This window comes from Limnospira fusiformis SAG 85.79 (genome assembly GCF_012516315.1).
Taxonomy (GTDB): Bacteria; Cyanobacteriota; Cyanobacteriia; order Cyanobacteriales; family Microcoleaceae; genus Limnospira; species Limnospira fusiformis.
On sequence record NZ_CP051185.1, the window covers coordinates 3246074 to 3266150 of the forward strand.

The following is a 20077-nucleotide window of genomic DNA, read 5'->3' on the forward strand; positions in this document are numbered from 1 at the left end:
TTTTACTACCGCATACTGGTCTGTATGGTTTGGTGAGGGTGGGTTAGGGGATAACAATTATCTGTAGGGGTTGATTGTCCTATAATATACTATAGGCCAATATTATTGATATAGTATCCAATGACGATCGCGATCGATTTGGGAACCAGTAACACAGTAATTTCCCGTTGGAACCCAGTTACTGAACAACCGGAAACCCTAAAATTACCTGGTTTGTCACAAATTTCAGCCCAAAATCCCCCATTAATTCCTAGTCTGCTTTATGTAGAAAATGCCAAGGAAAAACAAGTTTTATTAGGTCAACAAGTGCGCGATCGCGGTTATGATTTAGCCAACGATCCGCGTTTTTTCCGTAACTTTAAACGGGGAATTGGTAGTAATATTCAGGGATTTTTACCAGAAATTGACGGTGAGATAATCACCTTTGAAACCGCCGGAGAATGGTTTTTAAAAAATGCGATCGCCGCTATCAGCAACATTCCCCTAACGGTAGATTCCCTAATTTTTACAGTACCCGTAGATAGTTTTGAAACCTATCGCAACTGGTTAGGTCGTATCTGCGAGTCCTTGGAAGTCCCACAAGTGAGGATGATAGATGAACCGACAGCGGCGGCGTTGGGTTATGGATTAGGCGATCGCCAATTATTGCTAGTCATAGATTTTGGTGGTGGCACCCTGGATTTATCCCTAGTCCGTTTAGATGCCACGACCGCCAAAAATCCCCTAGGTTTTATTCTGAAATGGGGTCAAAAATCCTTAGCGGAATCTTCTGGACAAAAAGCCAAAACCGCGAGAGTTATCGCCAAATCAGGTCAGAATTTAGGAGGTTCAGATATCGACTATTGGCTGGTAGATGATTTCGCCCAAACCCAGGGATTAGTCAAAAATGCTTTAACCACCCGTTTAGCCGAAAAGCTGAAAATTCAGTTATCCCTAAAAACCCAAGCCAGTGAAGTTTATTTTAATGAGGAAACCTTCGAGAGTTACGAGTTAGAAATGACTCGCGATCGCTTCAATGAAATCTTGACACAAAACCAATTTTTTGAGAACCTAGATAAAGCCATGGGTCAGGTTTTACAGCAGGCGCGTCGCCAAGGGATAGAAGTGGGGGATATTGACGCGGTTTTATTAGTAGGGGGGACTGTACAAATTCCGGCTGTTCAAGACTGGGTAAAGCAATATTTTAACCCTAGTCAAATTCGCAGCGAAAAACCCTTTGAGGCGATTTCTCATGGTGCATTACAACTAAGTTTAGGCACTAAAATTGAGGACTTTCTTTATCATAGCTATGGTGTTCGCTATTGGAATCGCCGGGATAATTGTCATGATTGGCATCCAATTATTAAATCTGGTCAACCCTACCCCATGACAGAAGCGGTAGAATTATTGTTAGGCGCTTCCTTAGAAAATCAACCCAGTATTGAATTAGTTATTGGTGAATTAGGCGACGAAACTGGGGGAACAGAAGTCTTTTTTGATGGCGATCGCCTAGTTACTCGCAGTCTCAACACTGGAAAAGCTACTGTCCAACCTTTAAATGATACTGACACCGGACGCAGTATTGCTAAATTAACCCCTCCGGGAAATCCTGGTAGCGATCGTATTCGGGTACAATTTCAGATTGATGAACAGCGTTTTTTACGAATTACAGTCGAGGATATATTGACCAGTCAAACCCTATTAAATAATCAAACAGTCGTCCAATTAAGCTGACACCAGGGGGTTAGGCTGATTATCTGTCACGGTGCATAATTAAAATGGCGGGGGCTAGATATAAATTCATCAATCCAGCTTTCCCGTCGTTTTCCCTGTTGATTAGCTTGCCAAATTTTACCTGTGTTGATATCCAAACAAGTTAGCCACCCTTTAGGGCTATATACCCGTGTATCAAGACAAATTGCATAGCCAAAATTTACAGGTTTTCCGCTTTTCTGGCTAGTATGACCACATACCATAGTTTTACCAGAATAGTGAGGTTTAGCACTATAAAACTTTTCCCAAAATAAATGGTGATTGGATTGTTTAGATAGGGGGATATTGGGCGCAACATTAGCATGAACAAAAAAATGAGTTTCTTCTTCCCAATAGTCTAAACAGGTTTGTTCGACAAATTCCCAATGTTCAGGTAAAATATGGTTAATTTTAGGTTTTTTTCGGGATGAATTTTGGTAAGATAATATAGTTTGTTGACCGCCACAAATTTTCCAGGTATCTAAACTGTTAGGATGCGATCGCGCTGCTAACATCATAATTTCATGATTTCCCCGTAGAGGGATTAACTGACCCTGATTATACAGATAAATTAACCTATCAATTACCCCCTTAGAGTCAGGACCGCGATCGACATAATCCCCCAGAGTAATCACGCGGTCATCTGGTTGAATACTTACCATATCTATGAGAGTATCAAAGGCTTTTGAACAGCCATGAATATCACCAATCGCCAAAATTCGCATAAACATTAATTGAGATATTTTGCTACTATTTTAACGCCGATTTAGGCGCATCCTAAATCGAATCGGGACGTAGGGAATCTCAAAATCATCAATCCAGCCAGTTTGTTTTTCCCCCTTTTGATTAGCTTGCCAAATTCTGCCACTATTGACATCTAAACAAGTTAACCAACCCTGACCACAAACCCAAGTATCAATGCAGATAGCATGACCAATATTAAGAGGTTGACCAGTTTTTTGGGTAGTATGACCGCAAACCATAGTTTTTCCAGAATAGTGAGGAGAAGGATGATCAAATGATTGCCAAAATAGCATCCTTTCCGGTTGTTTATTTAAAGGTAAATTGGGATACACATTAGCATGAACAAAAAAATGCGATCGGTTTTCCCACCAATTTCGACACACCTTTTCGAGAAAATACCAGTGTTTTTCAGGGATAGAATTAATCGCCTTATACCCGCCATTATGACCATAAGAAGCGATAGTTTCTTCCCCTCCAGAAGCCTGCCAATGATACCAGGCATCCCAACCCAAAGAACGCGATCGCAACATCAAAATTTCATGATTTCCCCGCAAAGCAATCAATTGTCCTCGGTCATGTAAATCGATGAGGCGATCGATAATTCCCTTCGAGTCTGGGCCGCGATCCACATAGTCACCCAAGGTGATAATCTGGTCATTTGGTTGCAGTTTAATCGCCCTAATTAGGGTATCAAAAGCCACCGAACAACCGTGAATATCACCAATTGCCAAAGTTCGTTTAGGCTTGTAAATCCTATTACTCATGTACTATAACAGGTGTGCCAACTGATGCCCACTCAAACAGCCATCTAGCATGGTCTACAGCAACATTTGTGCAACCGTGGCTAACTGGAGTTCCAAACATATTATGCCAATAAGCGCCATGAATTGCCATGCCGCCATCGTAGTACATTGTATAAGGAACATCCGGCACATCATAACCAGGGCCAGTCATACGGGTACTACGATACTTAGTTTGAACCCTAAAATTACCAACACGGGTAGGAGTTGAGGGTTTTCCAGTAGAAACAATCACCGCATAAACGGCTTTATTTCCCTCCCAAGCGATCAACCGTTGGCGAGTCAGATCAATTTGAATCCAACGTTCCGAAGACTGTTGTAAATCCAACATCCGCCGCGCTATCATGTTATGAAATTCTTGGGCTTGTACCGGAGTTGAGTCCCCGTAAAGCAGTGTTACCCCTAGACTCAGCCCCGCTACCAATAGTCCCAGCTTACGCCATGGAATTGAACTTTTCATGATTTCACCTTCCTAGAGTCTGTGCATGACTAAATCCATTTTAGAAGAATTTTACCCCTTCTGAATCATGGGATTTGTCCCCGTTTTCTGATTTATCCCCAGAGTTCAGGATATCTATTAAATGTTGCGCGCGCCCAGTAATTTCCTGCCAGTTACCCTGGGATATCGCCTGTTTAGGGAATAAATCTCCTGATAATCCCACCGCTATAGCCCCCCCTTGAATAAACTTCATAGCATTGTTTAAAGTTACTCCCCCAGTAGGAATCAAGGGTATTTGACCTAGGGGACCCTGTAAACTTTTAATATAATCAACACCTCCCACCGCTGAAATCGGAAAAACTTTAACACAACTCGCCCCATTTTGCCACGCAGTCACAATTTCCGTCGGCGATAAAGCCCCCGGAATTATCGGAATTGTCCTGGCTTGTGCTAATTGAATTAATGATAAATTAATGTGGGGAGAAAATATAAATTGTGCGCCACAATTGACAGCATCCCGTAAATTTTGCTCAGTTAAAATTGTGCCAGTCCCAATTAAACAATCCGGCAACTCTGACCTAAGTTTACTAATGATTTCCGGTGCCTTTTCACCATTCCAGGTAATTTCAATTAAGCGAATACCGCCCCGGCTAACAGCCCCAGCCATTTGTAAACCTAGTTCCCAACTGGGGGGGCGAATTACAGCGATCGCTTTATGGGTTTTCAGTTGTTTTAACCAATCGCTATTTTCCATAATCTCTAACTTGGTTATAATAGTTAAATTAGTCTCACTACAACAATTCCTGTTCACTAATTATGGCCCCCACTCCCACTCCCACCAAAAAAAGCGGTAGCCCCCTCCCCCCAGGGGCGATCGTCCGTTTAGGAAAGTTCGCCTGGACTACTATGTGGCGGTTGATGATGTCAAAGTTAGCCCCCCGTAATTCTTCTGGGGAATATATCCGCCCCGAAAGCCAATTTCGCCACCAGGTAGGGACAGCAGCCTATCCCCCAGAGGCGGGACGCTATCAGTTAATTGTGGGCTGGGGTTGTCCTTGGGCCCACAGAACCCTAGTTGTCCGGGCTTTAAAGGGGTTGTCCTCTGCGATATCCATAAATATCGTTTCTCCTTCCCCCGACTCGGGAATGTGGGTTTTTGACCAGCCAGAAGTCGAATTTAACACCCTACCTGAATTCTATCATAATGCTAAACCGGGTTATCAGGGGCGAGCTACTGTCCCCCTCTTGTGGGACACGCAGCAAAAGGCGATCGTCAATAATGAAAGCGCCGAAATTATTGTTATGTTAAATTCCGAGTTTCAGCAGTTCGCGAAATACCCCGATCTAGATTTATATCCTCCCGCCTTAAAAGAAGCGATCGACTCTTGGAATGAGCAAATTTATCAATATGTTAATAATGGTGTCTATCGCTGTGGTTTTGCCCAAACCCAGACCGCCTATGAAACCGCCTGTAATCAGCTATTTGATACCCTCGATTTAATCGACAAAACCCTAGCCAATTCCCGTTATTTATGTGGCGATCGCATTACCTTGGCAGATGTCCGATTATTTACCACCCTCTTTAGATTTGATACCGTTTATTATAGCCTGTTTAAATGCCACCGTCGCCGCCTAGTGGATTATCAAAATCTCTACCCCTATTTGCGCGATATATATCAACTTCCCGAAGTCGCCGAAACCTGCAACTTAGAAGTTATTAAACGAGACTATTACGGCAATTTATTTCCCCTCAACCCCGGCGGAATTATCCCCCTCGGTCCTGACCTGGAGCTACATCAACCCCATGACCGCGATCGTCTTACCCAAACTAATTAATTTTCTAGTGATAGCAAATTATCTCCCATGACCCTGATTCCATCTAACCAGAATAATTATCCATTACCCTGCCATGTCTTCACAATATCCTCAATTTGTGCGGGGATGGGGCTAGGTACAAAAATTGAGAAATCCGTGATTTTAGTGTCCTGATTATCTAATCTTTTAGCCCGATTATCTAATTGGTCAGAAGCGCCTTGGTCAAATAATGTTGGTTGTATATAAACTTCCTCTGAATTACTCCCACTACTTTTGACAAAATCACCCATAGGTTTAATACCATGTTCAAATCGATTTAAAATTGTCTTAAACGCTTCTATACTATGATCTACACCAATCCAATTACGTTGCATTTCATCAGCGATCGCCAAACTTGTCCCCGAACCGGCAAAACCATCAAGTATCAAATCTCCTGGATTCGATGAAGCCGCAATTATTCTTCTCAATAAATCAGGATTTTTTTCAGTTGGATATCCCGTAATTTTAACATTTTGATTATAAGCATCCCGGAACTCTAGCCAAATATCCTGAACTCCCACCCCTGAATGTTCATTGAGATAAACCTTCCTTCTAGGATTACCATTTTTAGACCAGAATATTTCACCTCGTGCGTCCATTTCATCCAGAGTCTTTGGGGGATATTGCCAATGTTTACCCGGAGGCGGCATTTTACCCCGCCAAGGCTTCCCAGTTTCACCATGACGCACACCTGGTGCATGGAGTGGAACCTTCATAAATTGACGACCAGTTTCTGGTTCAATATATTGATACTCCTTTTTACTATTTTCCGACAAGGGGACTTTGGGTTGATTCCATATATATGTATCTGACTTGGTATAAAATAATATAAAATCTGCGGTTTTCCCATAAGTTCTACGAGTATAATTTTTGGGATTGCATTTTTGTCTGACTATCATATTTCGATAGTTTTCAGCACCAAAAATTTCATCCATTATTAGCTTGATATGAAAAATCATCTTTTCATCAAGATGTAAATAAATTGAGCCATGATTTGACAGTAATTGATGCAGCCATATCAGACGTTCTCGTAAAAATTCCACGAACATAGCACCCGTTAAGGTATCATCATAAGCCTTCGACTGTTTTCGTGACAAAAAATGGCTTTCTGTTGCAAAGGGTGGGTCTATATAGATTAAATTAATACTCCCGCATATTTCGGGTTCCGTAGCCAGTAAACGAAGAACATCTAAATTATCGCCAAAGTATAACCTTTTAGGTGAAGCATGAGAATAAATACTTTGATATTCGACTAAATCACTATTAATAATTTCCTGGTATGATTTTTTATGGGCATAGACCAGCTCAACTTGATTATCGTCAAGCAATTTATCTTTTTTAGGTATTCCAATTGCCATAAATTAACTGTTATGATACTAACCACTCGATGTTTATGCGTTCTGGAAACATTCGGAGAGTAACCACCTTAACTTTACCATACCAAGCATCCTCAAGATCCGCATAATCTCGCCACATTGAACCCAGAAGTAAGCCGGGGCCATCGTTAAGGAATATGACTTTAAGATTTAATCCATTAGTTTGAGCATATTTCAGAATCTCACTAGCACAATCACGATACTGGCCTGTTCGATCATCTTCTTGAGTACCACCTCGGTCTGAATCATACCTAGCTAAACCCACAGCAACTGGCTGATTATTATGTAATAAAACAAAGTCTACTGGGCGATTTGGTCGAGGATAATTATCAAAAAATTCTCCTAATATTACATCTTTGCCAGCACGTTGAGGGCCGATAATCTCCAGTTTTGAATATTGTTCACGAACGATTTTAAATAGCCTTTCTGTTAGATCATATCCTTTTTTACCACGCTCCTTATATTCCCAAAGCACGGCACATAAAGCCTCATCAGGCATAGGTCTCGACAAAAATTGGGATTGAACTTCTGTAATTAAACGAAATCCCTTGCCAAATCGATTACATATTTGATCAGCATTTGATTTTTTTTTGAGCATTTCTACAGGTGTTTCTGGACTCACATATTTTCTGAATACTCGACCAAGTTGTATCCGCATCCAAACGGGTTGGATTTGTGTAATTGCCAAAAATAGATCCGTTGAAGAATGGGACGACTTTAACAGATGACCAAATGTGACCAGTACAGGTTGATAAAGTTCACAGGCTAATGATAGGATATCTGGATAGTATTCACCAGCAAATAACGTGATCCAAAGATGACCATCTTCTTGATAATCTCGGAAGCTGGTTTGCTCATTTTTTGGCAATTTGCTAATCTCTCCTTTTCATTGAACAAAAATAGCGACGCATTCCCCCACCTCGCGTCAGCAGGTGGGGGTCAAGGATCGGTCAGGTCAATCATCGTAGCCTTGCCCCTCTATGTAAGCTTTGAGGACATCCAACGAGGCGCAACCAGCCGAGACGACACTAAATCCACGCTTCCCAAAAACCGGACGACCATAGTACGGTTTCAATTGTCGCACAAAACGCTTCCTGATTTCGCGGCTGGTAACGGTCTTCATCGTATTGCAGAGCTTAGAAATAGAGACCATTAGAGCTAGGTCAACCAATAAATGAATATGGTCATTAGTCCCTAAATCTGCCTTCGCCTCTTCTAGGAGACAATCATTCTTCTCGCAGATGCTCCGACAAAGTTCGCTCATGTCCTCTTCTATCTCCCCAGAGATGACGGGATGACGGTATTTGGTGACAAACACTATATGAATCTTGATGCTGGCAACGGTGTGAGAGAAAGACCTGAGAGCTTTTGACATTTAGTTCACCATGGGTTAACATGACACCATGCTAACCAACAAACCCACATCAATCATCCATACAGACCGATGGAATCTTAACCCGACAGCAGCAGCGCGAGTGCTGCTAATCCAAACGGTTGAGGTCTCCCTAGGTGTCTGTCGGCATTTGATGGGAATTCTCTTAACTCATTGGCCATCTCTAGGAGGGTTATCGACTCAAAAACGGGTTCTAGCCGTCGAAAAACTCATTCACCAAACCGCGAAGAACCCCAACCCCAAATACCGGCAATTTGACCAAACCTTTTACAAGTTCCCCAGCTATTACCGGAGGGCTGCCATCGTCTTCGCGCTCTGGCCAAGTCAGTAGCTACATGACCCGATATCGGAAATGGCAATCGGGAACTCGTCAACGTCGGGATGCCAAACCTCCCGCCCTCAATCCCAACAGTGGCTGTTATCCGACCCTGTATAAGGGTCAGTGCTATAAACTCCATGGCTATGACCGCATCGACATCAAGGTATTTAACGGAACTGATTGGGTCTGGACTACCATTGAGATAACCAGCCTACGAGAACGGCATACCGTAGATACTAACAAGCTGCTGTCACCGTCCCTTATCTTCAATGAGCAGAAAAAAGCCTGTCATCTCTCAGTTCCATTTGAGTGTCATCCACCTCAACGGGAGGGAGAGGGTCAAGTTGTAAGTGTTGACCTGGGTATCAACACCACCGCTACTGTGGCAGTCGTGAATTTTGACGGCACTGTAACCTATCGGGAGTTTATTCACCCAGCCAGAGACATAGACGAAGTCGCCGCAGCCGCTGGAACCTGCGTCCAGCGGAACGGCGACCGTCGGGATAAGTGGCTGAAATCGGTATCTAAACGAGCCAGCCAAACGATGGGACATGGCGGAAGTCTCCAGAAAGGCTTTTGCTCTCATACCTACCGTAAATGCCGTAATATCAACCGTCAAATTGGGCAGATTGTCTCGAAGCGTATCGTGCAGATTGCCCAACAGTTCAATGCCGATGCTATTGTCTTTGAGAACCTGAAAGGATGGAAGGCTAAGGGAGGGCGAAAACGCTCCTTACTGCGCCAACGCTTTCATGGATGGCTCAAAGGGATGATTCGAGATTTGACTGAGATGAAGTGGCAAGAGATAGGCGGTAAGGTCATTGATGTCGTAGCTCCACCTAAAAGTTGGCTTATGACGGTAGTGGAGTCGAAAGGGCGAGACTCCAACAACTATGCTCTGGCTAAATTTTCCTCGGGCAAGCGATACAATGCAGACCTCAATGGGGCGCTCAATATTGCTGCACGAGGTATTCTTCAGCTCACTCGCCGAAAGGACAGCGAGGAGCCCTCGATCCAACGTTCGAGGGCTCCTCGCCTAGAAGCTGGGCTTGTTTGTGTGACCTGTGGACTCGTACAGTCTCAGGTTAGCACTGACACCCCCACCTGCCCAAGGCAGGTGGGGTGAGCTTCATTGATACCAAAAACCACAAAAATTAAAGGATTCCGAAGCTATAGCCTCAGAATCCTTAGAAGTTAATTATAGAGCCGAATCCCCAGAATTAGGAAAAATAGATCCCCGTCACTTGAGGAAAACTACATTAAGCCTAATTGAGACAGAATACCTTGGCCGGTCAGTAACTCGGTACCAACACCGATGACGAAACCAAGCATAGCGAGGCGACCGTTCCAGGTTTCCGCGAATTCGGTGAAACCAAATTTAGTTCCTTGATTTTCCATTGTGAGTTACTCCTAGATAGGTTTGCTTGATTCAACTAAAGAAAACTTAACACACTTACCACCAACTTTGCAACATTTCTTTACGCTTTTCTGAAAAAAAAATTCGCCAACCGCCGAAACCGAGTCAAATCAAGGGTTTATCCTCTAGCGGGACTGATGGGCGATCGCATCTAATCAACAAACTAGCCGATAATAAAAACCGTAGCAGTAGAGAGGGCCCCATGGACATTCGCATCGGAAACGGATACGACATTCACCAGCTAGTCGAAAACCGTCCCCTAATACTAGGCGGCGTTAAAATTGAGCATCATCTAGGATTACTCGGTCACAGCGATGCCGATGTCCTCACCCATGCCATCATGGATGCTATGTTAGGGGCGCTAAGTTTAGGAGATATCGGCGTTTACTTTCCCCCCACAGATGAACGCTGGGCGGGTGCTGATAGCCTAGTCTTACTAGAACAAGTTCATAGCCTCATACAACAGCGAGGCTGGCAGTTATGTAACATAGACTCAGTAATTGTGGCTGAACGTCCCCAACTCAAACCCCATATCCCGACAATGCGCGATCGCATCGCCAATGTCCTAAAATTAGAACCGGACCAGGTAGGCATCAAAGCCACCACCAACGAAAAACTCGGACCCGTAGGACGAGAGGAAGGAATAGCCGCTTACGCCGTCACCCTCCTAAAAAGAGCATGATTTAATCTCAAATTAGGTTAATATTTTAGGGCAATATGGTATAAGAAGCGAGAAGAGTTGAGGATAAACCTATTGCCAGATATGTCAAACCCAAGGAAGCGGCCCAAATCCTTGGAGTCCATGAAAGAATACTCCGCAGATGGGACTCCAATGGCTCAATCGAGACCATCAGAACCCCCGCTGGGCAACGACGATACAACGTTGAGTGATATACTGCTGCCAAATCAGGCAGTGACAAACGCAAAGTCGTTATCTATGCCAGAGTTAGTAGCCACGCCCAGCAGTCAGACCTCAACCGACAGGTGGCCGCACTGTCCAACCTCTACCCCGAAGCAGAAGTCGTCTCAGAAATCCGAGGCGGGCTCAACTTCAAGGGAAAGAAAATGCTGGCCTTACTGGGACATCATTTGTCAGGAGATGTCCGCATGGTTGTCGTTGCCCACCCAGACCGATTGGCAATATGGGGATTTGACTTGTTTCGATGGCTCTGTGAGCAAAACAGGTGTTCACTCATGGTTCTCAACCAGACAAGTCTCAGTCCAGAACCAGAAATGGTTGAGGACATCCTCGCCCTCCTCCACTGCTTTAGCTCCAGATTATACGGACGGAGTAAATACAAAACTCAGGTCAAAGAAGATCCGGATTTACCCCAGCCCCGAGCTAAATCAAGTCTGGCGTAAATGGCTGGCTGCTTGTCGGTATTGCTACAACCAAGCAATTGCATTATCTAGGAGTGGTAAACGACTAAGCAAACTGAAATTACGCAACGAAGTGATGCAGAGCGACTTACCCGAATGGGTCAAAGAAACACCCTGCCACATTCGGCAAAATGCCATCTTTGATGCCTATCAGGCTTTGAGCGCCAGTCCTGATGCCAGGTTTAGAAGTTGTCGTGACAGCTCTCAAGGGATTAAGTTCAATAATACTAATTTCTCTTCAGGGAGTTGGTATCCAAGACTAACGAAAGGATTAACTTTCATGGTTTCCGAACCCATCCCTAAAACTTGCGGGCAAGGGACTCAGTTGGTGTTTACCAAAGGTCGATGGTTGGCGATTTTCCCTGAACCAGTTGCCGTTACCCCAACTGACGCTACTGGCGTGATTGCATTAGACCCGGGCGTCCGAACTTTTATGACCGGGTTTGATGGTTCACGATTTCTGGAATTGGGCTCCGGGGATATTGGAGGCATTACTAGGCTATGTCAACATTTGGATGATTTGATGAGCCGAATCGCCAAGGAACCCTGTCGTTCAAGAAGGCGACGGATGAGGCAAGCGGCTCAACGAATGAGAACCAAAATCCGCAATCTAGTTGATGAAGCCCACAAACAAATTGCTCACTACTTGACTCACAACTACAGCCTAATTTTTTTGCCCACCTTCGAGACTTCCGATATGGCCAGTCAGGTGAAGCGTCTAATCAGGTCTAAGACTGCCCGCGCCATGCTGACATGGGCGCATTATCGATTCAAACTAACCCTGAGACATCAAGCCGAGATAACTGGAACCACAGTTGTAGATGTGACGGAAGAATACACCAGCAAAACCTGTACTCACTGTGGTCAGATGCATTCCCAGCTAGGTGGCTCAAAAGTGTTCCGATGTCCTGAGTGTGGGTTCACTCTACCCAGGGACTGGAACGGTGCTTTTGGAATCTTTCTAAAAGCTTTGCGGGATACCGCCTCTGTTACCTTAACGGGTAATAGTGCTATCGTCGCATTGTCAGGCAATAGCCGGATAAATGTCGCGTAAATGTATCAGCCTAAAAGCGCAATCGCCATAAACTTTGCCAGTTATGAACCATTTAGTCTATCCAGGGTCAAAGCGCGGGTTACTCATCCGCCTAGCCTCAGTATTATTAGTAATATTATTAGCCCTAGGCTTATGGGGTTGTGGTGTCGCCCAATCTGCCGACAGACCCTCCCGCCTAGTTATTCCCACCCCTAGCGGTCCGAGTACGTTTAACTATCCGCTAAATGAATCCGCCTATAGCGTTTTTGGCTATATTTATAGTCCCGTCATCGAAGAACACCCCGTTACCGGAGAACTCCAACCAGGTCTAGCAGAGTCTTGGGAAATTGCCCCAAATGGTCAAAGGATTATCATCACCCTGCGATCGGGTTTAAAATGGTCTGACGGTGAACCCATGACCGTAGATGATGTGATTTTCACCTACAACGAGATCTATTTCAATGACCAAATCCCCAGCAGCTTTAAAGATATTCTCAGAGTAGGACGCGATCGCACCCTACCCACCGTTAAAAAACTCGATGATCGGCGGGTCGAATTTTCCGTCCCCGAACCCTTCGCCCCTTTCCTCCGATATGCAGGCGGTTTACCAATTTTACCCGCCCATGTTTTGGCTGACTCCGTTCGGAATTTCGACTCTCAAGGAAATCTCCTATTTTTGAGTACCTGGGGAACCAATACCGACCCCCAGGAAATTGTTGGTAATGGTATGTACCGCATCAGAAGCTATAACCCCAATCAACGGGTTATCCTAGAACGTAACCCCTACTATTGGCGGGAAGACTCACAGGGGAACCCCCAACCCTATATAGAGCAAATAGTGTGGCAAATTATCGAGAGTAGCGATACCCAACTACTCAATTTTAGGTCTGGTTCCCTCGATACCCTAGATGTTCAACCAGAAGCATTCCCCCTGCTGAAACCTGAAGAAACCAGAGGGCAATATACCATCTACAGTCCTGGCCCGGATACCGGAACTGTGTTTATGTCTTTTAATCTTAATCAGGGCAAAAATGCCGACGGTAGACCTTTTGTGGAACCCTATAAATCCCGATGGTTTAATAATCTAGCCTTTCGTCAAGCAGTATATTATAGCATAAATAGAGAGGTGATGAAAAATAATATTTTTTTAGGATTGGGTGAGTTACAACATTCGCCGTTCCCGGTGCAAAGTCCTTTTTATCTATCTCCAGAACAGGGATTAAGAACCTATAGCTATAACCCGGAAAATGCTAGGGAATTATTGCGAGAGGCGGGTTTTTCCTATGATGATAATGGCAATTTAATCGATGACGAAGGTAATCAAGTCCGGTTGACGTTGTTGGTGGCGGCGGGTCGAAAAGTTCGGGAACAAATGGCGACCCAAATTGCTCAAGATTTATCCAGAATTGGCATCCGAGTGGATCCGCTATTTTTGAGTTTTAATACTTATGTAAATAGGTTGTCTAAGACTCGCAATTGGGAGGCTTTTTTGGGTGGATTTACTGGGGGAGTTTTAGAGCCCCATGGTGGCTATAATATTTGGTCTGTTAATGGTCGTCTCCATACGTTTAATCAAGGTCAGCAACCGGGAGAACCTGAAATAGAAGGTTGGGTGGTATCAGACTGGGAGCAAAAAATTGATGATTTATATGTGCAGGCTTCCCAGGAACTAGATAATGATAAACGTAGGGAACTTTATGGAGAAGCCCAGAAGATTATTGCGGAAAATTTGCCGTTTCTGTATATGGTTAATCCTTTGGTATTCGATGCCATACGCGATCGCATAGAAGGCATTAACTATACACCCATCGGCAGAGGGTTCTGGAATTTATACGAGTTAAAAATTCGCGAATAGGGATAAATAAACGGTATCCTCAGATAACCCGTATTCAGGAAATTGTCAATGACACCGGAAGCCTTAAAACAGCTATTAGAATATGTCGCACAAGGCTATTTATCCCCCAGAGAAGCCCTGAACAAAATGCGATATTTTGATTTTGAGACGGTCGGAAATTATGCCAAAATAGATAATCACCGACAACTGAGAACCGGATTTCCCGAAGTGATTTGGGGACCGGGAAAAACCCCAGAGCAAATCCGAGAAATAATGCAGACTATGCAGGGACGAAATCCGGTAGTGATGGCGACCCGAATTGAGCCGGAAGTTTATGAAGAACTGCGGCGGGAAATGCCAGATTTAGAATATTATCGAGAAGCTAAGATTTGTGCCTTAGATAGGCGTTATCGGTCTGCTGAACCGCAATCTGTGGGTGTAATAGGAATTTTAACCGCCGGAACTGCTGATATATCTGTGGCGGAGGAAGCAGCGGTCACCGCCAGCTTATCAGGGTTTCAGGTAAAGCGACTGTGGGATGTGGGGGTAGCAGGAATTCACCGACTATTAGGAAACTGGCATTTAATCTCGGATGCTGATGTTTTAATTGTAGTAGCGGGGATGGAAGGAGCTTTACCCAGTGTCGTGGCTGGTTTAGCTGATTGTCCAGTAATTGCTGTCCCCACCAGTATTGGCTATGGTGCAAGTTTTAATGGGTTAGCACCCCTATTAACTATGCTGAATTCCTGTGCGGCGGGTGTAGGAGTAGTCAATATAGATAACGGATTTGGCGCGGCTATCTTGGCTGGCCAAATCCTGCGAGTGGGAGAGCGATTAAACAGAAAAATGGATCAAGACTGAGACAAGTTTTTGCACAAAAACAGTCGCCTCGGCTGACCCAAAAACACAGAGTCCCAACTCCAATCTATCTGGGCTATGCGATAGCCCACTTGATGATACAGTTGTCGTGCTTGGGAATTATTTTCCAGAACATGAAGGTACAAATCAGAGAAACCCCATTTCATGGCGACTTGTTCGCAACCAATCAGGAGTTCCCTGGCTACACCCTGGCGGCGGGCTGTGGGATGAACAGCTAAATTAGAAATATATGGATAGCGATCGCCAATTGACCAGGGATTGTGCGATCTTAACGCCATTTCTACGGTTCCTACCAAATGTTCTGGGACATTTAGAGGTATATTACCTAATTTATGAGGAGAATCTGCGATCGCAGCCACTAGACAGGTATAATACCCCGAGCTAGTAGCCAAGCGATTACGCAAATCCTCGTAAATGCCCAGGCGAAAAATAGGATACATCAAGCCACCGAGTCCCTGTCGAGTATGAAAACTCTCAGCGAGGATCTCCGTTAATCGGGTAACATCAGCCCGTAGGGCTGCCCTAATTTTTAGGGGATACCCGTGTGAGGCACCACCGGAACCTTCTCGTTTGTAAGTTGTTGAGGTCAAGAAGAACGGCTCCACGATTCCAAGCCAACTTCTTTACACTGTACCATTACTCCATTGGCATCGGATCAATTAACAAGGCGGGTGAGCGGACTAGGGTGGCCCATTATAGCTTTTGACACTCCTCGCCCTGAAGTGCGAGGATTCTTGAGCTAACAATTGCCCTTTCAGGTTTTACCCCTATTTAGGTCTTAAACTGTTATGTCTGAACCGAGCTTGCTAGAAGATTAGGTAGGGGTCGAGAGGGAAGTCGCCTTCCCCCACTCCCATTCAAAACCGTGCTTGATACTTTCGCATCACACGGCTCCTGATGTATAGCACAAGACAGAACACTTAGGACGTATAATGGAGAGGACGAGATGACTAAGAAGACCAAAAATGCCAGCCCCCTATAGTTACGACCTCAGACAAAAAGTTATTGATGCCATTGAACTAGACGGTATGCCCAAAACAGAAGCCAGTCAAGTTTTCCATGTCAGCAGGAACACCATTAATCTCTGGCTGCAAAGAAAAGCACAGACCGGAGACTTCCTCCCTAAACCTCATCACCGACCTGGCAATAACCACAAAATTACCGACTGGCAAAAATTCAAGGCTTTTGCCCAAGAGCATGGCGACAAAACAGCAGCTCAAATGGCTGAACTTTGGGATGACGACATCTCTCCTCGCACCATATCCAGAGCCTTGAAGAAAATTGGCTTCACCAGAAAAAAAACTTACGGCTACCAAGAACGTGATGAGCAACAGCGAGAGGAGTTTATGGCTCAGATTGAACAGATGGAGCCGGAAGAAGTGGTCTACCTCGATGAAGCCGCCATGAATAGTCAGGACTCGGATTACCCTTATGGTTACTGCGAGGAAGGAAAACGCTTCCATGCACTCAAATCAGGGAAGAGGCAGGGCAGGGTAAGTATGATAGCCGCATGGTGTCATCAACAACTCTTAGCTCCCTTTAGCTTTGAGGGTTGTTGTAATCGGACAGTGTTTGAGTTGTGGTTGGAGTTCATCTTAATTCCAACATTGAAGCCAGGTCAGACTCTAGTATTGGACAATGCAACGTTTCATAAAGGGGGACGGATTGCTGAACTGGTGGAGGCAGCTCAATGCCGTTTACTCTATCTACCACCTTATTCGCCAGACCTCAACAAGATAGAGAAATGTTGGTCGTGGCTGAAAGCCCGTATTCGCCACTGCATTGAGCAGTTTGATTCTCTCCATGATGCCATGGATTCCGTTCTCAAAGCTGCGTCCTAACCACCTTGACTAATGCTATAGATACCCCTTGGCAACGGGAACAGGGTTACCAACCCCTGCTTTTGTACTTCAACTTTTGGAGCTAAATACAACATCGTAGTGTTTAAACTCGCTTTCGCCGTTAAACTCCTGTTGATTGCAGTAACTATATCTACACCGTGACTAGTGGGCATATCCTAACCATTACAATTAGGCATTGGCTTTCAGTCACATCCCTTCCCCTTAAAGGCATACGATTACACTTTCACTACTCAACAAGATGTACCTGCCGAGAGCCTAAAAGGGGTTTAAACGTACCGTTTATATGGGCATTCCATCTTTAGACTTGTCCTTTCCACCGGGGTACCTTTAAAGGTCTGTGTAGGTGATAACAAGATTACCCTACTTTTCCCCTTGCCCTTTTGGACGCAGCGTATCAACCTATTTCGCTGCTTCTAGATTACGATGGTTCAAGCCGGAACATTCAGATTTCCTTAGTCATGGATGGTTGGCAGTGGTCGGATTGTTGGGATTAGGTTTCTCTCATGCCTTCCGTTCCCCGCTTCAATCTCACGGGTTGTGAATCCTGAAACTGGGGGTGGCTATCGCCGTTACTCTCAACGCCCTGATTTCTCAGTTTGTTTATGACCTTGAGTCCCCTGCCTTGCTTAGATTTCTCCAAGCGTCGGGACATATAAACAGTTATGGGATGGTCAGGAATGTGAATCCCTTATATTCCACCAAGGGGTGAAAGTCCCATTAGGAAGTTATTTCAGGCATTGCAGCCTTATTTGATTCCTAAACGTCTCGCACCTTGTTATCTAGATACCCTATTAGTGGTTCACTGATACATTTACGCGACATTTATCCGGCTATTGCCTGACAATGCGACGATAGCACTATTACCCGTTAAGGTAACAGAGGCGGTATCCCGCAAAGCTTTTAGAAAGATTCCAAAAGCACCGTTCCAGTCCCTGGGTAGAGTGAACCCACACTCAGGACATCGGAACACTTTTGAGCCACCTAGCTGGGAATGCATCTGACCACAGTGAGTACAGGTTTTGCTGGTGTATTCTTCCGTCACATCTACAACTGTGGTTCCAGTTATCTCGGCTTGATGTCTCAGGGTTAGTTTGAATCGATAATGCGCCCATGTCAGCATGGCGCGGGCAGTCTTAGACCTAATTAGACGCTTCACCTTGGCAACCATATCGGAAGTCTCGAAGGTCGGCAGAAAAATTATGCTGTAGTTGTGAGTCAAGTAGTGAGCAATTTGTTTGTGGGCTTCATCAACTAGATTGCGGATTTTGGTTCTCATTCGTTGAGCCGCTTGCCTCATCCGTCGCCTTCTTGAACGACAGGGTTCCTTGGCGATTCGGCTCATCAAATCATCCAAATGTTGACATAGCCTAGTAATGCGTCCAATATCCCCGGAGCCCAATTCCAGAAACCGTGAACCATCAAACCCGGTCATAAAAGTTCGGACGCCCGGGTCTAATGCAATCACGCCAGTAGCGTCAGTTGGGGTAACGGCAACTGGTTCAGGGAAAATCGCCAACCATCGACCTTTGGTAAACACCAACTGAGTCCCTTGCCCGCAAGTTTTAGGGATGGGTTCGGAAACCATGAAAGTTAATCCTTTCGTTAGTCTTGGATACCAACTCCCTGAAGAGAAATTAGTATTATTGAACTTAATCCCTTGAGAGCTGTCACGACAACTTCTAAACCTGGCATCAGGACTGGCGCTCAAAGCCTGATAGGCATCAAAGATGGCATTTTGCCGAATGTGGCAGGGTGTTTCTTTGACCCATTCGGGTAAGTCGCTCTGCATCACTTCGTTGCGTAATTTCAGTTTGCTTAGTCGTTTACCACTCCTAGATAATGCAATTGCTTGGTTGTAGCAATACCGACAAGCAGCCAGCCATTTACGCCAGACTTGATTTAGCTCGGGGCTGGGGTAAATCCGGATCTTCTTTGACCTGAGTTTTGTATTTACTCCGTCCGTATAATCTGGAGCTAAAGCAGTGGAGGAGGGCGAGGATGTCCTCAACCATTTCTGGTTCTGGACTGAGACTTGTCTGGTTGAGAACCATGAGTGAACACCTGTTTTGCTCACAGAGCCATCGAAACAAGTCAAATCCCCATATTGCCAATCGGTCTGGGTGGGCAACGACAACCATGCGGACATCTCCTGACAAATGATGTCCCAGTAAGGCCAGCATTTTCTTTCCCTTGAAGTTGAGCCCGCCTCGGATTTCTGAGACGACTTCTGCTTCGGGGTAGAGGTTGGACAGTGCGGCCACCTGTCGGTTGAGGTCTGACTGCTGGGCGTGGCTACTAACTCTGGCATAGATAACGACTTTGCGTTTGTCACTGCCTGATTTGGCAGTATATGACTCAACGTTGTATCGTCGTTGCCCAGCGGGGGTTCTGATGGTCTCGATTGAGCCATTTTCGTCCCATCTGCGGAGTGTTCTTTCATGGACTCCAAGGATTTGAGCCGCTTCCTTGGGTTTGACATATCTGGCAATAGGTTTATCCTCAACTCTTCTCGCTTCTTATACCATATTGCCCTAAAATATTAACCTAATTTGAGATTAAATCATGCTCTCCAAGCGTTTTGGTATTGCAACCAAGATTCGGGTATGCCCTACCCTATCTACCTTACAGCAAAAATATTTCTACAGCACTACGCTGACTAATTCATTCGCCGAGTTTTCGGTTACTGCCCTGTTTAAAGAGTTTTCGGTAGCTCTTGCTTGTTTATTTTCTCCTCAAAAGTGCTGCGCTATTTCAGCAGAATTTTCACGATGTGAGCGGTATTGCCACCTGGTTATGGTCGAAAGGGAAGTCACCTTCCCCAACTCCACTTCCAAACCGTGCTTGATAGTTTCCCATCACACGGCTCCTGATGTGGATACCCTATTTGTCAGTAGGAACAAGGTTACTACCCCTTGCTTTCGTACTTCAACTTTCAGAGCTATATGCTTGCGTTAGTCTTTAAACTCGCTTTCGCCATTAAACTCCTACTTATCGCGGTCTCTATATCCACACCGTG

The 20077-nt window shown here is 44.9% G+C and carries 20 protein-coding genes and 1 pseudogene; 10 read left to right on the forward strand and 11 right to left on the reverse strand.

Annotated features, from left to right (window positions below; translation table 11 throughout):
* Positions 1-120: 120 nt before the first annotated feature.
* The gene (locus HFV01_RS15240; protein ID WP_006626051.1) at positions 121-1713 is read left to right on the forward strand and encodes an Hsp70 family protein; all 1593 of its coding nucleotides are present in this window, start codon (positions 121-123) and stop codon (positions 1711-1713) included.
* 26 nt (positions 1714-1739) lie between these two features.
* Here HFV01_RS15240 and HFV01_RS15245 read toward each other — a convergent pair whose 3' ends face one another.
* The 4 genes from HFV01_RS15245 to HFV01_RS15260 are packed head-to-tail and all read right to left on the reverse strand — an operon-like array spanning position 1740 to position 4468.
* Positions 1740-2462, reverse strand: a complete 723-nt coding sequence (locus HFV01_RS15245) for a metallophosphoesterase family protein (protein WP_006626052.1) — start codon at positions 2460-2462, stop codon at positions 1740-1742.
* 24 nt (positions 2463-2486) lie between these two features.
* Positions 2487-3239 carry a metallophosphoesterase family protein gene (locus HFV01_RS15250; protein ID WP_006626053.1) on the reverse strand — a complete coding sequence of 251 codons (753 nt, stop codon included), beginning with the start codon at positions 3237-3239 and terminating at the stop codon, positions 2487-2489.
* Positions 3232-3735: a L,D-transpeptidase gene (locus HFV01_RS15255; RefSeq protein ID WP_006669039.1), complete on the reverse strand. Its 504-nt coding sequence runs from the start codon at positions 3733-3735 to the stop codon at positions 3232-3234. The genes HFV01_RS15250 and HFV01_RS15255 overlap by 8 nt, the downstream gene beginning before the upstream one ends.
* A gap of 40 nt (positions 3736-3775) precedes the next feature.
* Positions 3776-4468 (reverse strand): bifunctional 4-hydroxy-2-oxoglutarate aldolase/2-dehydro-3-deoxy-phosphogluconate aldolase, encoded by a 693-nt coding sequence (locus HFV01_RS15260; protein ID WP_006626055.1) that lies wholly within the window; start codon positions 4466-4468, stop codon positions 3776-3778.
* Between the two features lie 62 nt (positions 4469-4530).
* Here HFV01_RS15260 and HFV01_RS15265 point away from each other — a divergent pair, with 62 nt between their 5' ends.
* The gene (locus HFV01_RS15265; RefSeq protein ID WP_006669041.1) at positions 4531-5550 is read left to right on the forward strand and encodes a glutathione S-transferase family protein; all 1020 of its coding nucleotides are present in this window, start codon (positions 4531-4533) and stop codon (positions 5548-5550) included.
* A 56-nt stretch (positions 5551-5606) separates the two neighbouring features.
* On the opposite strand, the gene HFV01_RS15270 is transcribed toward HFV01_RS15265, so the two are convergent.
* The 3 genes from HFV01_RS15270 to tnpA all read right to left on the reverse strand — a co-directional run bounded on the left by HFV01_RS15270 (position 5607) and on the right by tnpA (position 8319).
* On the reverse strand, positions 5607-6926 hold the full coding sequence (locus HFV01_RS15270) for a site-specific DNA-methyltransferase (protein WP_006626057.1): 1320 nt from the start codon (positions 6924-6926) through the stop codon (positions 5607-5609).
* 10 nt (positions 6927-6936) lie between these two features.
* A complete protein-coding gene (locus tag HFV01_RS15275) occupies positions 6937-7812 on the reverse strand; it encodes a hypothetical protein (RefSeq protein ID WP_006626058.1) in 876 nt (291 codons plus the stop codon).
* Positions 7813-7899: 87 nt separating this feature from the next.
* A complete protein-coding gene (gene tnpA / locus HFV01_RS15280) occupies positions 7900-8319 on the reverse strand; it encodes an IS200/IS605 family transposase (protein WP_006669042.1) in 420 nt (139 codons plus the stop codon).
* A gap of 28 nt (positions 8320-8347) precedes the next feature.
* On the opposite strand from tnpA, the gene HFV01_RS32340 reads away from it, so the two are divergent.
* Together HFV01_RS32340 and HFV01_RS15285 are read left to right on the forward strand one after the other, a co-directional pair.
* Positions 8348-8668, forward strand: a complete 321-nt coding sequence (locus tag HFV01_RS32340) for a hypothetical protein (RefSeq protein WP_006669043.1) — start codon at positions 8348-8350, stop codon at positions 8666-8668.
* A gap of 4 nt (positions 8669-8672) precedes the next feature.
* Positions 8673-9782, forward strand: coding sequence for an IS200/IS605 family element transposase accessory protein TnpB (locus HFV01_RS15285; RefSeq protein ID WP_006669044.1), 1110 nt, complete (start codon positions 8673-8675; stop codon positions 9780-9782).
* A 128-nt stretch (positions 9783-9910) separates the two neighbouring features.
* Here HFV01_RS15285 and HFV01_RS15290 read toward each other — a convergent pair whose 3' ends face one another.
* Positions 9911-10054, reverse strand: coding sequence for a CAB/ELIP/HLIP family chlorophyll-binding protein (locus HFV01_RS15290; RefSeq protein WP_006619489.1), 144 nt, complete (start codon positions 10052-10054; stop codon positions 9911-9913).
* Positions 10055-10275: 221 nt separating this feature from the next.
* Between HFV01_RS15290 and ispF the strand changes: the two genes are divergently transcribed.
* From ispF to larB, 5 genes and pseudogenes are all read left to right on the forward strand, one after another.
* On the forward strand, positions 10276-10755 hold the full coding sequence (gene ispF / locus HFV01_RS15295; protein WP_006626062.1) for a 2-C-methyl-D-erythritol 2,4-cyclodiphosphate synthase: 480 nt from the start codon (positions 10276-10278) through the stop codon (positions 10753-10755).
* 71 nt (positions 10756-10826) lie between these two features.
* Positions 10827-11435: pseudogene (locus HFV01_RS15300) on the forward strand (IS607 family transposase).
* Positions 11398-12507 (forward strand): RNA-guided endonuclease InsQ/TnpB family protein, encoded by a 1110-nt coding sequence (locus tag HFV01_RS15305; RefSeq protein WP_231296552.1) that lies wholly within the window; start codon positions 11398-11400, stop codon positions 12505-12507. The pseudogene HFV01_RS15300 and the gene HFV01_RS15305 overlap by 38 nt, the downstream one beginning before the upstream one ends.
* 43 nt (positions 12508-12550) lie before the next feature.
* Entirely contained in the window at positions 12551-14341 is a 1791-nt protein-coding gene (locus tag HFV01_RS15310; RefSeq protein ID WP_006626064.1) for an ABC transporter substrate-binding protein, read from the forward strand.
* Positions 14342-14389: 48 nt separating this feature from the next.
* Positions 14390-15181, forward strand: coding sequence for a nickel pincer cofactor biosynthesis protein LarB (larB, locus tag HFV01_RS15315; protein ID WP_006626065.1), 792 nt, complete (start codon positions 14390-14392; stop codon positions 15179-15181).
* Here larB and HFV01_RS15320 read toward each other — a convergent pair.
* Complete coding sequence (locus HFV01_RS15320; protein WP_006626066.1) at positions 15172-15789, reverse strand: GNAT family N-acetyltransferase; 618 nt, start codon at positions 15787-15789, stop codon at positions 15172-15174. The genes larB and HFV01_RS15320 overlap by 10 nt on opposite strands.
* Before the next feature lie 375 nt (positions 15790-16164).
* On the opposite strand from HFV01_RS15320, the gene HFV01_RS15325 reads away from it, so the two are divergent.
* Positions 16165-17040: an IS630-like element ISAtsp1 family transposase gene (locus HFV01_RS15325; RefSeq protein ID WP_006668645.1), complete on the forward strand. Its 876-nt coding sequence runs from the start codon at positions 16165-16167 to the stop codon at positions 17038-17040.
* Between the two features lie 832 nt (positions 17041-17872).
* Here the strand turns inward: HFV01_RS15325 and HFV01_RS15330 are convergent.
* Complete coding sequence (locus HFV01_RS15330; protein ID WP_318286289.1) at positions 17873-18988, reverse strand: RNA-guided endonuclease InsQ/TnpB family protein; 1116 nt, start codon at positions 18986-18988, stop codon at positions 17873-17875.
* Positions 18945-19550 carry an IS607 family transposase gene (locus HFV01_RS15335; RefSeq protein ID WP_193521287.1) on the reverse strand — a complete coding sequence of 202 codons (606 nt, stop codon included), beginning with the start codon at positions 19548-19550 and terminating at the stop codon, positions 18945-18947. Before HFV01_RS15335 ends, HFV01_RS15330 begins: the two co-directional genes overlap by 44 nt.
* Positions 19551-20077 lie beyond the last annotated feature (527 nt).

Excerpts from the sequence above, each read along its gene's own strand:
- HFV01_RS15240 (WP_006626051.1), top strand. The coding sequence starts at position 121 with ATGACGATCGCGATCGATTTGGGAACCAGTAACACAGTAATTTCCCGT.
- HFV01_RS15245 (WP_006626052.1), bottom strand. The coding sequence starts at position 2,462 with ATGTTTATGCGAATTTTGGCGATTGGTGATATTCATGGCTGTTCAAAA.
- HFV01_RS15250 (WP_006626053.1), bottom strand. The coding sequence starts at position 3,239 with ATGAGTAATAGGATTTACAAGCCTAAACGAACTTTGGCAATTGGTGAT.
- HFV01_RS15255 (WP_006669039.1), bottom strand. The coding sequence starts at position 3,735 with ATGAAAAGTTCAATTCCATGGCGTAAGCTGGGACTATTGGTAGCGGGG.
- HFV01_RS15260 (WP_006626055.1), bottom strand. The coding sequence starts at position 4,468 with ATGGAAAATAGCGATTGGTTAAAACAACTGAAAACCCATAAAGCGATC.
- HFV01_RS15265 (WP_006669041.1), top strand. The coding sequence starts at position 4,531 with ATGGCCCCCACTCCCACTCCCACCAAAAAAAGCGGTAGCCCCCTCCCC.
- HFV01_RS15270 (WP_006626057.1), bottom strand. The coding sequence starts at position 6,926 with ATGGCAATTGGAATACCTAAAAAAGATAAATTGCTTGACGATAATCAA.
- tnpA (WP_006669042.1), bottom strand. The coding sequence starts at position 8,319 with ATGTCAAAAGCTCTCAGGTCTTTCTCTCACACCGTTGCCAGCATCAAG.
- HFV01_RS32340 (WP_006669043.1), top strand. The coding sequence starts at position 8,348 with ATGCTAACCAACAAACCCACATCAATCATCCATACAGACCGATGGAAT.
- HFV01_RS15285 (WP_006669044.1), top strand. The coding sequence starts at position 8,673 with ATGACCCGATATCGGAAATGGCAATCGGGAACTCGTCAACGTCGGGAT.
- HFV01_RS15290 (WP_006619489.1), bottom strand. The coding sequence starts at position 10,054 with ATGGAAAATCAAGGAACTAAATTTGGTTTCACCGAATTCGCGGAAACC.
- ispF (WP_006626062.1), top strand. The coding sequence starts at position 10,276 with ATGGACATTCGCATCGGAAACGGATACGACATTCACCAGCTAGTCGAA.
- HFV01_RS15310 (WP_006626064.1), top strand. The coding sequence starts at position 12,551 with ATGAACCATTTAGTCTATCCAGGGTCAAAGCGCGGGTTACTCATCCGC.
- larB (WP_006626065.1), top strand. The coding sequence starts at position 14,390 with ATGACACCGGAAGCCTTAAAACAGCTATTAGAATATGTCGCACAAGGC.
- HFV01_RS15325 (WP_006668645.1), top strand. The coding sequence starts at position 16,165 with ATGCCAGCCCCCTATAGTTACGACCTCAGACAAAAAGTTATTGATGCC.